General features: G+C 69.3%; 12 protein-coding genes. 5 read left to right on the forward strand and 7 right to left on the reverse strand.

Annotated elements, in window-relative coordinates; genetic code table 11:
• Positions 1 to 46: 46 nt before the first annotated feature.
• The gene (locus LK06_RS18305; protein WP_039654791.1) at positions 47 to 1,168 is read left to right on the forward strand and encodes an NADH:flavin oxidoreductase; all 1,122 of its coding nucleotides are present in this window, start codon (positions 47 to 49) and stop codon (positions 1,166 to 1,168) included.
• A 318-nt stretch (positions 1,169 to 1,486) separates the two neighbouring features.
• Here LK06_RS18305 and LK06_RS18315 read toward each other — a convergent pair whose 3' ends face one another.
• Complete coding sequence (locus LK06_RS18315) at positions 1,487 to 1,903, reverse strand: hypothetical protein (RefSeq protein WP_039654792.1); 417 nt, start codon at positions 1,901 to 1,903, stop codon at positions 1,487 to 1,489.
• 555 nt (positions 1,904 to 2,458) lie between these two features.
• Positions 2,459 to 2,581: a hypothetical protein gene (locus LK06_RS34895; protein ID WP_267886143.1), complete on the reverse strand. Its 123-nt coding sequence runs from the start codon at positions 2,579 to 2,581 to the stop codon at positions 2,459 to 2,461.
• A gap of 192 nt (positions 2,582 to 2,773) precedes the next feature.
• On the opposite strand from LK06_RS34895, the gene LK06_RS18320 reads away from it, so the two are divergent.
• The 3 genes from LK06_RS18320 to LK06_RS18330 are packed head-to-tail and all read left to right on the forward strand — an operon-like array spanning position 2,774 to position 6,528.
• Positions 2,774 to 3,166 (forward strand): hypothetical protein, encoded by a 393-nt coding sequence (locus tag LK06_RS18320; RefSeq protein ID WP_063837896.1) that lies wholly within the window; start codon positions 2,774 to 2,776, stop codon positions 3,164 to 3,166.
• Between the two features lie 42 nt (positions 3,167 to 3,208).
• On the forward strand, positions 3,209 to 5,482 hold the full coding sequence (locus tag LK06_RS18325) for a DUF6571 family protein (protein WP_043432791.1): 2,274 nt from the start codon (positions 3,209 to 3,211) through the stop codon (positions 5,480 to 5,482).
• 41 nt (positions 5,483 to 5,523) lie between these two features.
• Entirely contained in the window at positions 5,524 to 6,528 is a 1,005-nt protein-coding gene (locus LK06_RS18330; RefSeq protein WP_039654794.1) for a hypothetical protein, read from the forward strand.
• A gap of 101 nt (positions 6,529 to 6,629) precedes the next feature.
• Here the strand turns inward: LK06_RS18330 and LK06_RS18335 are convergent, their stop codons facing one another.
• On the reverse strand, positions 6,630 to 7,199 hold the full coding sequence (locus LK06_RS18335; RefSeq protein WP_039654795.1) for a hypothetical protein: 570 nt from the start codon (positions 7,197 to 7,199) through the stop codon (positions 6,630 to 6,632).
• Positions 7,200 to 7,378: 179 nt separating this feature from the next.
• Here LK06_RS18335 and LK06_RS34900 point away from each other — a divergent pair, with 179 nt between their 5' ends.
• Entirely contained in the window at positions 7,379 to 7,501 is a 123-nt protein-coding gene (locus tag LK06_RS34900) for a hypothetical protein (protein ID WP_267886140.1), read from the forward strand.
• Between the two features lie 875 nt (positions 7,502 to 8,376).
• Here the strand turns inward: LK06_RS34900 and LK06_RS33250 are convergent.
• Genes LK06_RS33250 through LK06_RS18355 form a run of 4 tightly spaced genes read right to left on the reverse strand, consistent with a single transcriptional unit; the run spans position 8,377 to position 11,944 of the window.
• Positions 8,377 to 8,595 carry a hypothetical protein gene (locus tag LK06_RS33250; protein ID WP_039654796.1) on the reverse strand — a complete coding sequence of 73 codons (219 nt, stop codon included), beginning with the start codon at positions 8,593 to 8,595 and terminating at the stop codon, positions 8,377 to 8,379.
• Positions 8,596 to 8,626: 31 nt separating this feature from the next.
• Complete coding sequence (locus LK06_RS18345) at positions 8,627 to 10,042, reverse strand: PTS transporter subunit EIIC (RefSeq protein WP_043404974.1); 1,416 nt, start codon at positions 10,040 to 10,042, stop codon at positions 8,627 to 8,629.
• A 16-nt stretch (positions 10,043 to 10,058) separates the two neighbouring features.
• A complete protein-coding gene (gene murQ, locus LK06_RS18350; protein ID WP_052270097.1) occupies positions 10,059 to 10,994 on the reverse strand; it encodes an N-acetylmuramic acid 6-phosphate etherase in 936 nt (311 codons plus the stop codon).
• Between the two features lie 44 nt (positions 10,995 to 11,038).
• Entirely contained in the window at positions 11,039 to 11,944 is a 906-nt protein-coding gene (locus LK06_RS18355; RefSeq protein ID WP_039654798.1) for a MurR/RpiR family transcriptional regulator, read from the reverse strand.

Raw genomic sequence — 11,944 nt, forward strand, 5'->3', positions numbered from 1 at the left:
GCACATACCGACCGGTTAACAGAACCATGCACGAGGAGCTCCCCACGTGACTGCCACCACATCCGCCTCCCGCGCGGCCCGGATTCTCTCCCGCCCCATTGCGCTCAACGGTCTGACCGTCCCCAACCGGATCGTGATGGCGCCGATGACCCGCATGTTCTCCCCGGGCGGCATCCCTGGCGACGACGTCCGCTCCTACTACGCGCGCCGTGCCGCTGCCGGCGTCGGTCTGATCGTCACCGAAGGCACCTACGTCGGCCACGAGTCGGCCGGCCAGAGCGACCGCGTCCCGCGCTTCCACGGTGAGGAGCAGCTCGCCGGGTGGGCGAAGGTCGCCGAGGACGTGCACGCGGCGGGTGGCACGATCGTCCCGCAGCTGTGGCACATAGGCACCGTCCGCAAGCAGGGGCAGGCGCCCGTCCCGGACGCCCCCGCGGTCGGCCCCTCCGGGCTGCGGATCGACGGCACCGCGGACGCCAAGGCCATGACCCAGGCCGACATCGACGCCGTCATCGGCGCGTTCGCCGAGGCGGCGGCCGCTGCCGAGCGCATCGGCTTCGACGGTGTGGAAATCCACGGCGCCCACGGCTACCTCCTCGACCAGTTCCTGTGGTCGGGCACCAACCGCCGCACCGACGCCTACGGCGGCGACCCGGTGGCCCGTGCGACGTTCTCCGCGGAGATCGTCGCCGCGGTCCGCGAGTCGGTCTCCCCCTCCTTCCCGGTCCTGTTCCGCTACTCGCAGTGGAAGCAGGAGGCCTACGATGCGCGCCTGGCCGAGACCCCGGAGGAGCTGGAGGCGATCCTCACCCCGTTGGCCGCCGCCGGCGTAGACGCCTTCCACGCCTCCACCCGCCGCTACTGGCTCCCCGAGTTCGAGGGCTCCGACTTGAACCTCGCGGGCTGGACCAAGAAGCTCACCGGAAAGCCGGTCATCACCGTGGGATCCGTCGGTCTCGATGGTGACTTCATCGGCGCCTTCCAGGGTCAGGGCTCTCCGGTCAAGGCGATCGACAACCTCTTGGACCGTCTGGAGTCGGAGGAGTTCGACATGGTTGCCGTGGGTCGTGCTCTGCTCCAGGACCCGGAGTGGGCGGCGAAGGTCCTGGCGGACCGCTTTGACGAGCTGATGCCGTATGACGCGGCGGCGTTGCAGACGCTCAGCTGATGCGACCGGGGTGGCCGGGCAGATGCGATCGTCCCTGGTCGCCTTCTTGATGTCCGGTCCGTGTGGTGCTGTTGAAGCCGAGCAAGGTCAGTCCTTCGCCCTGGCACAGGTGGTTGGAAGGGCTGCCGACCTCGGTCTGGAGGAGCGGTTAGGCGGCGCCGTGGGACTGGCCCCAGTGCATTGCGGCCTGCCACAGGCCACGCCCGAGGCCCTGCCCTGGGCGTGGCCTGTGGAACGCCGCCGGCCGCCGCAGCGGCGGCGCAAGGGTCGGAGGCCGTACAGCCCCGGGCGCCGCCACTGTGCACCGGGTCCGTGCGGTCAGCAGATCTGAGTGCCGCACATGGCGGGAATCTCCGCCTCGGTGCTCAGCGTCGCGTGGTAGGAACCCTGGGTCAGGGTGACGTTCGCGACCAGGTACTGCTCGCCCTGTCTCGGCACGGTGATGGTGCAGTAGTCAGACGTGGAGGTGCAGCCGTAGGCCACGTGGACACCGTGGTTGGTCGGCGGCGTCCATGCGTAGGTGTAGCTGCCAGTCCCGTTCTGCACGCGGTAGGCGACCGTGTAGGTGGTGGACGACTTGGTAGTGAAGCAGTTCTGTGTGTAGTTGGAGCTGTTTGACGGGGAGACGTGGCAGACCATGTCTTCTCCGCCGGCGGCTGATGAGGTGCCGGTGCCGAGGAGCAGCGCCCCGGCGGTCGCTGCCAGGGCTATGACGGACGATGTCTTTCTGATCACTGTGCAGTCTCCTTGCCGTCTGGGTTCGGGCTGCGCAGTGCGTCAGGTGGCGGTCTGTGCCACGCGGGTGACCACGCTTCGCCCTGGGGGACGTCACGATCGCGGCGGCCCGCATGACACCGGCCCGGCCAAGGCCGGACTGAATCGAACATGACAAATTTACGAAGGTGGAGCCACCAGGCGTCAGCTTTGCGGCTGGGCGGTGGAGAGGCACAGTCGCGAACAGGCCATTCCTCGCCCCTGCCGAAGCCGTTGCCCTTCCGGGAGCGGCAGTGGTGTGTCCGCTGCTCAGGCGGAGGGCCGGTGCCTCGCCGGCTTGGAAGGTTTCGCTGTTCCGGGCCGTCGACGGAAACGCCGGATGTCGTCGCTGGTGTGGCTGCTCAGGCGGAGCGCGGGCGTGCCGTGCGGTAGCGGGTGGAGACACGTGGACCCGGGAGGGCGGTGTCAGATCCGCAGGATCACAGCAGGCGCAGGCGCAGGCGCAGGCGCATGTGGGAGGGGTACGACCTCTGCCGCCCCTTGCCACTGCCCTCGTCCCCGTGGGTCCGACCGCGGCTACAGGTTGCCCATGGGTTCGATGTCGATGCGTACCGGAGTACCCCACACCCGCAGTACCTCGTAGTCGGTGAACTCGTGCACCAGCCGGTAGGCCATGGCGGGCCCGTCCGGCGTCTGCACGCCGCAGCCCGTCCGGCGCAGCAGCCCCGGAGAAGCGAGTGCTCGGGGCTGGGAGCCTGGATGTACAAGAGCACCTGCGCGATTGTTAGCCTGGCAGACGCACGCTAAGCACGTCTACGGGGGCGAGATTTGGTGTCAGAGTCGGCGGGAGAACGGCATATAGCGCGTGGGCATGCCGTACACGCGGTGGGGATGCGACTCAATCAGCTGCCGGATGGCCCTGGTGGTGGTGGCCCGGACCTCGCGCACTCCTCGCACGAAAAGCAGGCCGCAGCGAACACACTCCATCGCGACATCGAACCGGATACCAAGACGGCGGGAGCCTGGGCGGACGATGAGACGGGCGCCGTGGTGAAGGCGTTCGACGCGAGGGACGGGCACGGTTGGCTCACTTCCGGTGCCGTGCGCAAGGCCCACAAGATCTGGGGCGAACAGGTCCAGGACTTCCTGGACCGGCTGTCGGGGGACGAATCAGCCCTCCGGACCAACAACACCGTGTTGACCGGGGCGGACGCCGGAGTGGGTGGTGCCTCACGCAAGGTGTCTGTGTTCGATACGTACTCGCTGCCCCCACGCAGTGACTGACAGTCGACCTCTCTCGCGCGCCACCAGATCCAACGGGGACCCATGCCGACGTACCACGAGATCCTGACGACTGACCTGTCCACACTCACCACGGCCGCCGAGCGCTGGGACGGCATGGCGAAGGAACTCAACAAGCAGGAGACCGCGTACCGGCGGGACGTGCACGGCATCACTCTGCGTCCGACGTTCGTGGGGGAGAGCCAGCAAGCCGCCAACGCGCGCTTTGGGGTGCGGCTAGCAGAGTTCCAGAGCGCCCAGACCGAAGCCAAGGCGATCGCCTCACTCCTGCGTGACGCGCACACCCAGTTCGTGGACCTGCGTAAGAAGCTGCAGTCGGCCTGCGAGGACGCGATTGCCACAGGCATGAAGGTGTCGGATCAGGGCGTGGTCTCGTACGACACCGAGAAGATGAGCCACGGCGAACGTATGGCCTATGTGCACGACCCCTCCTACCAGGACAGCATCCACAAGGATGTCGCTTCCTGGCAGGCCCGCATCGACCGGTGCGTGAAGGACGTGGACGACGCTGACAAGGGCGTTGAGGTCGCCTTCACCGCCGTCGTGAAGGGTTCCGGCATGGGCGACAGCATGGTCCCCGGCTTCAACAGCGAGGCTCAGGGTGACATCGAGAAGTACGAGGCCCAGGAGGCTGACGACATCGCCCGGCGCGTCGCCAAGGGTGAAAAGGTCTCCGCCACCGACCTCGCTGAACTGCGCCGCGCTTTTCGGGACAACAAGGGGGACAAGGCATTCAGCCAGACGTTCCTGAACGGGTTGGGGCCGGACACCACGATCAAGTTCACCAACGAGCTGAATCATCTGGCCTACTCCTCTGACAAGAGCCACGAGAACGTGTACATGGACCTGCAGAGCTCGCTGGCCGACACGGTCGCCAACGCCACGCAAGTGCCGGGCTCGGTTGCTGACATGCCGCCGGGCTCACCGAAGTTCAAGGCGTGGCTTGACAGCGCCGACGGAGCGTTCTATCGGCAGTGGACGCAGGGGCTTGAGGAGTACGGCACCCAGAACTACGGCTCCAAGTCGAATCCGCTCTGCGGCTACCAGTCGTTCGTCAGCATGATGCAGCACAGCGACACCAAGTACGACGACCAGTTCCTGTACCAGATGGGCGACGACCTGATCGCCGCCGAGAAGACACACTCGGGCCTGTTCACCGAATGGGGACCAGGCCACGACGGCATCCGTGCCGACGCGCTCGACGGGCTTCTCGCCATGATGAGCCAGAACCCAGATGCCGCGACCCATTTCCTCGATCCGGCCGGCAACGGCAGCGGCGCCGATCACGTCGGCAACGATCATTTGCACTACCTGCTCAACACCCGGCACTGGCCGAAGCACGTGCTCGACGGCATGGGTTATTCGGAGATCGACGGCCCCCTGAACCGCACGGGCTTGGGTGCGGCGCTGGAGGCCGCGGCAACGGGACACCTCCCCCTCGAAGACGGCCAGGATCCCTGGCCCGATATGCCGCACAGCGATGCCCAGGCACGCGTCATGCACGACGTCATCGAAGAACTCAAGCCGAGTTCGGGTAATGACGCGCCCGTACCCGGGAACCTGCGCAAGCCGCTGGCGAACGCCCTGGCCCAGTACACGAACGACACGCACGAGATCCTGGGCGGCATGAGCGCCGACTACGTGAGCCATGCAACGGGGGACGGGTACTTCGACAGCGGGGGCACGGCGCACATGGCTGTGTCTGAGAAGGACCTGGTACAGGTCATGCGAGGGATGTCCGAGGACCCCGACGCCTACGCGACGCTGCACAAGGCCGAGGCCCGGTACATGAACGAGGAACTGAACAAGATTCCGGCGGGCGAGACCGACTTCGAGAAGACCGGACCCCTGGGCAAAGCGGGCGCTGCGCTGGGCGCGTATACCGCCATCCGAGAGGACGTGATCAACGACGGGCGCATGGACGGCTACAGTGCAGCCGACTGGAAGTCGAAGATCGCCTACCACGTCATCGGCGGCATTCTTACCCCCATGACGATTCCCACAACAGCAGGTGGCTCCATCGTGGTCGGTGACGTGCTCCAGCGAGGCGTGGACACATGGGCGTGGCAGTGGGACAACGACATGAAGGCAGGGGTGGACGCCCGTGCCGATGCCGAGGTCGCGGACAACTACCTTGACGCCAACAACCAGGCGGCTCTGATGGTCGACGGGTGGGCACACGGCCGCTCGGACATCGACCCCGACTCCACAGCCGGCAGGGACCGGATCGACGCGTTCAAGAACGCGATGCTCAACGGTCACGACAGAGGAGCGAACACGGCCGAGAAGTACCTCTGACCGAACCGCCTCCTAGCCCCGTACTCCGTCAAGGAAAACCCATGCCTGAAGCATCCTCCCGCCGCTCGCAGCGGCGTCGTCTCGTCGCCATCACTGCCGCCGTCGCTTGTGCGTCGGCGGTCGGCGGTGTCGCGGCCTGGCTGCTCCTTGGCTCGGACGGGCACGCCGGGACATGCGACGACCTGCTCGGTGACAAGCACCTGCACACGGCGCTGGGCAGCGGATACCGGCCCGGGATGAGTTGTTCCGAACTCGGATCGGCTGTCGAAAAGGCTGTCGTGGGAGCCAAGCCACACCGGCACTCACTCCAGCAGGCGCAGACGATGAAGCTGGTTCTGGTAGCTGTCGACGAGAGCCTGTCCAAGAACGGCCGGCGCGTCGACGCCGCACTTCGAACGCCCCTCGCGGAATCCCTCGCGGACTACGCGCCGGACACCGCGTCGGTCCTGGGCATCGGGGACGCCGATTACGCCGTGCGCGGCCTTCCGGCCAAGCCGGCCTGGGAGGACGCCGACGGCGTTCACATGGCGGTGACACGCAGCACGCTGCTCCGCGTCCTGCGGGGCATCTCGGAGGACCCTGCGGCCTACGCCACGGTGCGTGCTGCCTCGACTCGGTACGCCGCCGAGCAACTCGCCGCCGTGCCGCGTGGCGTCACCGGCTACGACCTCACCGTTCCACCTGCGCAGAACTCGCGTGTGTTCGGCTCTCTGGACGCCGTTGCCACCGGCGTCCGCCATGACCTCGGCGATTCCCAGGCGGAGCAATGGCAGCGAGTCGTCTTTACGAAGGCGACGAAGCAGGCGTCCACACCGCCTTCCTACGAAAAGGACCCGGTCGGGCACCTTGTCGATATGTGGGGGAGCACCCTGCGCGCGGGTGGGCTCAAGAACAGCCCTGATGTTCTTGAGCAACAGAGCGCCGACATGGTGGACGCGTGGAGCCGGGCCCTGAAACTCACCGCCACGGTCCAGAACTCCCTCCATGAAAATGCCCTGAACGACTCGTTCCACGCACGCTCCGATGCGCTTCGTGAGCTTTCCTGACGTACCGGGGGGAGGGAAGCCTGACGGATCGGAGGGGGAAGGACGAGCGCGACCTCTGCCGCCCCTTGCCACTGCCCTCGTCCCCGTGGGTCCGACCGCGGCTACAGGTTGCCCATGGGTTCGATGTCGATGCGTACCGGAGTACCCCACACCCGCAGTACCTCGTAGTCGGTGAACTCGTGCACCAGCCGGTAGGCCATGGCGGGCCGGGGGCCGCGCCGTTGGGCGGCGAGATACGCCTCCGCCTCGCGCCGGTCCCGCCGGGGTGTGCCGCACAGCTGCCACTCCTGCCCGTTCCACAGCTCCGGCAGCCAGCGCTGCTGTGCCTGTGGCCGGTCGGCGCGGACGCCGTAGCGGGAAGGGGCGGGGTCCGGGGCCTCCACCGCGGCGGGCCTGCCCTGGAACTCCGAGCGCCGGGCGGCCCGCCGCCGGGTCTCGCACAGCAGGCACCGGTCCGGGGCGCTCTCGTCCACCGGCCCGTTCGGGTGCTCGGCGCAGCGGGTGGCGGGTGCGTTCGCGCCGACGGTCTCGTCGAGCAGGCCGAGGGCTCGCCGCAGGTCGGTCTTGATCTCGTGCAGCCGGGCGTCCGGGGTGTCGGCGGTCAGCGCATCCCCGTGCTCCCCGAGGAGCCGGAGGGCCCGTCCGAGGGCGGCGGTCTGGCCGTGGTTCATGTCACTCCACGTATTCCTTGCATTCCTAGCATTCCTAGCATTCCTTGCACCCCTTGCACCCTTGCGTTCCTCCAGACTCTCCGTGTCCAGGGTGATGCCGACCGGGTGCGGCAGTTCGACGGTAGCGCCTGACGGATGGCTGAGGGACCGGCGGCGAACGGGAGGATGCCAACGGGATCGTGCAGACCGCGCTGTTCCAGGCGGACACCAACCGTGCGCTCGCGGTCGGCATGACCTCGTTCCGCCCGGAGGCCGCGGGCGCCGGCCGGTACGTCAGCGTGCTGGAACGCGCACCGACGTAGGGACACGTCTTCTTGCGGCGACGGGCCTGAGTACACGTACTCAGGCCCCGCTCGTTGCCGGCGGGCACAACGCAATGGCCGTGCCGGACGGAAAGGATCGGCATGCTGCTGTTTCGGACCCCTCGTACAGCCCGGAGGTCCACCGCCGCCGTAGGCGTCGTAGCTGCCGTGTTCGGCGTCGCCTCGTGTTCCGCTTTCGCCAGCGACCACGCCATCAGCCGTGCTGAGCTGCGCAGGCCGGCAGGAAGCACCGAAGCCGTGCACGCCAGAAGGAGGAGCGAGGAACGTCTCACGGGCGTTGTCCGGACGTACGACCAGAAGACACCGCTCACCCTCGCCCTGGTCACCGTGGACGACTCCTGCAAGAGGGGCGGAGGCGGACTGTGGCCGGCGAACGACGACACGTACAAGATCCACTGCGTGATGACCGTCACCGGCTACTACGGTGCCGACCCCGATCGCGCCGGTGACGTGCTGGACCGCATCCCTTCCGCAGGCGACCGGTACGCGGCCGACCACCTCCCGGATGGTGACGGCGGTGTCGCCTTCCGGCACGACGACTTCGGCAGCAAACTGGTTGCCTACGACCGTGGGAAGGTCTCGAACCCGGAGGGTCCGCACACGGGTGAACCGACACAACTATCCAACGGCTCACAGACGTTGGACTGGGATACGGTCCGCCCTCCGGTACCGGAAGCGGGTCGGGGAACCGGTCGTCTGCCAGGCGCCCGATCCCCCGGTCACCCACTGCTCGCACGAGCCCGGGTCAGCCACCGTGGCCGGCATCCGCCGCGCGGACGGCGTGGTGTTCAGATGGTCCGGGACCGGGACGTACTACGAGATCCCCGACTGAAGTTCCCGCACCAGGTCGGGTGTCAGCCGTCCTGCCGGATGAGGCTGCCCTCGCCGCAGGCGGGAGGGGCCTCGTCCAGCGGCAGCGGCGACACCGCCTTGAGGACGGGGACGACGGCGAGGTCGCCGGCGCACCTGGCGGTGCCGGTGGCGGTCCAGTGGTCGTCGGCGTGGGCGGCGGGGGCGGCCAGCGCGGTGGCGGAGGCGGCGAGGGCGGCAGCGGCCAGGACGGATTTCATCATGCTCGGGGAAACGACCGGTCCTGGTGGTGCGTCACGCGGGTGCGGCCACCCGGGCGCGGCGCGGGAGCCCGAAGAGGTACGTCGCCGCGAAACCCACCGCATAACCGGTGAGGAGACCGCCCGCGTAGACGGCCGCCGCCCATCCCGGCCCCCTGCTCCCCGTCAGCAGGGGGAACAGCGCCCAGCCCGACGGGCCGATCGCCGTGGCGCCTACCTCGGTGCCCAGCATCGCGAAGAAGCCGACGAACGCCCCGCCCGCCGCGCCGCCCGCGCAGGCGGTCAGGAACGGTCGGCCGAGCGGCAGGGAGACGCCGTAGATCAGGGGTTCGCCGACGCCCAGCAGTCCCGCGGGCAGGGCTGACCTGATCGTCGTACGCAGGCAGACGTCGTGGCGCAGGCGGACGTACACCGCGAGGGCCGCGCCGACCTGGCCCGCACCCGCCATGGCCAGCAGGGGGAGCAGGGCCGTGTAGCCCTGCTGCTCGATGAGGGTGGCGTGGATGGGGATGAGGGCCTGGTGCAGGCCCAGCATGACCAGGGGGAGGAACAGGCCACCGAGTACGAGTCCGGCGGCGGCTCCCGCCGTCTCCAGGAGCCAGTTCGCCGCCGAGCCGATCGCGGCGGCCACCGCCCCGGCCGCGTACATCAGGCCGTACAGCGTCACCAGGCCGGACACGAGGACCGTGACCGTGGGGGTGAGGAGGACGTCCAGCGCGCCCGGGACCCGGCCCCGGCACCCCTTCTCCACCCGGGTGGCCAGCAGCGCTGCCGCGAGCGCGCCGAGCACTCCGCCCTGCCCGGGGGCCAGGTGCGCCCCGAACACCGTCACCTGCGCCACGCCCGGGTATACGACGACGGCCGCCACCGCCGCGCCCAGCACGGGTGTGCCGCCGAACTCCTTCGCCGTGTTGTGGCCGACGAACACCGCGATCAGCGCCATGAAGGCGGACGCGACGGCGGACACGGCGGGGGTCAGGAAGGGCAGCAATCCGGCATTCAGCAGCAGGCCGTTGAGTCCGGCGAGGACGCCGCAGCCGATCAGCGCGGGGATGAGCGGGACGAAGACGGCGGCGATCCGGCGCAGTGCGGTCTTGGCGGGGGTGGCGTTGCGCTGCCGCAGTTCCGCCTTCAGGCGGGCGCCTTCGGCGGCCAGGTCCGGTTCGGTGTGCGTACCGGCCGGCCGCTCGGCAACCCGTGCCCGCACCGCTGCCGTGACTTCCTCGACCACCCCCGGACCGAGCACGATCTGCCAGACGGCCCCGGCATCCGCCGTCGCCACCACCCCCAGCACCCCGGGCAGGGCCCGCAACGCCGGCTCGTCCACTGCCGAGGGGTCGGCGAGGCCCAGCCGGAGCCGGGTCATGCAGTGGTCCACGGAGGTGACGTTGGCCGGGCCGCCGACCAGTTCGAGGACGGTGGTCGTGGTGGGGGCGGGGTCGTTGCGCACGCCCCGAGGGTGCGGGTCAGCCGGCCGGGTGCGCCAGTGCGGCGCGCAGATGGCCGCCGGACTCCTCCAGAAGGCGGGCTGCTGTCGGGCCGTCGACGTCGGCGAGGATCGCCAGGATCGCGTTCTTCACCTCGCCGCCGGTCTCGGTGAGGACCTTCTCGATCTCCACGTCGTCCGCGCCCGTGGCCAGGGATACGATGCGGCGGGCGCGGGCGCGGAGTTTGTCGTTGGAGGCGCGCACGTCGACCATCAGGTTTCCGTAGGTCTTGCCGAGCCTGATCATCGTGATGGTCGACAGCATGTTCAGGACGAGTTTCTGGGCCGTGCCCGCCTTCAGTCGGGTTGAGCCGGTGATCAGCTCCGGGCCGACGACGATCTCGATGCCGTGTTCGGCGGCGGCGGCGAGCGCACTGCGCTCGTTGCAGGCCAGGCCGATGGTCAGGGCGCCGAGGGCGCGGGCGTGCTCGACGGCACCGATGGCGTAGGGGGTGCGGCCGGAGGCCGAGATGCCGACCACCGTGTCGTCCGGGGTGAGCTTGAGGGCGTCCAGGTCTCGGTGGGCCAGTTCCCCGGAGTCCTCCGCGCCCTCCACCGAGGCGACCATGGCCGTCGGCCCGCCTGCGATCAGGCCGACGACCTGGTCGGGTCGGGTGTTGAAGGTGGGCGGGCACTCGGAGGCGTCCAGTACACCGAGGCGGCCCGCGGTGCCCGCACCGGCGTAGATCAGGCGCCCGCCGCGTGCCATCCGCTCCGCCGTGGCGTCGATGGCGCGGGCGATCCGCGGGAGCTGACTCGCGACCGCGGCGGGTACACCGGCGTCCTCGCCGTTCATCAGGCGGGCGATGTCGTGGGTGGGCAGGCGGTCGATGCCAGCGAGTTCGGGGCGGAAGGCTTCGGTGGTCAGCGAGGCCAACTCGGGCAGTCGGCCCTGGGCGGTGTCGTGCGAGGTCATGGGAGGCGGTTCTCTCCGATTCGGGTGCTGGTTCGCGTGCTCGCTCACCTGGGTGTGCTGCGATGCCGATGGGCCAGCGCCTCGTACGAGGCGGCCAGCGCCGGCGCCGCCGTCTCGTACGTCCGCTGGGCCACTCCCACGAACAGGCAGTCCACCACGAGTAGTTGACTCGTCCGCGAGGACATCGCGGCCGGCCGCAGCTCGGTCTCCCGTGAGGTGGACGTGGCCAGCACGTGGTCGGCGTACTGGGTGACCGGAGAGTCCGGCCGGCCGGTGACGGCCACCGTGGTGGCCCCGTGTCCGAAGGCGGTCCGCAGCGGCTCGATGACGTCCCCCGTCGAGCCGGAGTGCGTGATCGCGATCGCCACGTCGCCCGGGCGGAGCTGCACCGCGTTGGTGACGGCGAGGTGTGGGTCGCCGGGCGCGTGCGCCATGAGGCCTATGCGCAGCAGCTTCTGGGTGAGGTCCTGGGCGACGAGTCCGGACGCCCCTATGCCGTACACATCGGTCCGGCGGGCGGCGGCCAGCGCGGTGACGGCCGCGCCCAGCTGAACGGTGTCGAGCCCGGCGGCCGTGTCGGCGAGGGTCTGCTGCTCCTCGTAGGCCAGCTTGGCGACGACGTCGGCGATCGGGTCGTCCACCGCGATGTCGGTGGTGATCGCGGGAGCGCGCCCGGCCTGTTGCTGGGCGGCGAGGCCGGCGAGGGCGAGTCGCAGGTGGCGGTAGCCCGGGTAACCGAGGAGGCGGGCGGTACGGACGACCGTGGCCTCGCTGGTGCCGGTCAGTTCGGCGAGGCCGGTGACCGTGAGGGCGGCACAGCCGGCCGGGTCGCTGGCGACGGCCTCGGCGACACGTTGCATGGACCTGGTCAGGGAAGGGGAGAGCGTGCGCACCTTGGCGGCGAGGGAGCCACCCGGACCGCCGAAAGTTTCCTTCATGTCCTGGGTCAC

Source organism: Streptomyces pluripotens (assembly GCF_000802245.2).
GTDB classification, from domain to species: domain Bacteria; phylum Actinomycetota; class Actinomycetes; order Streptomycetales; family Streptomycetaceae; genus Streptomyces; species Streptomyces pluripotens.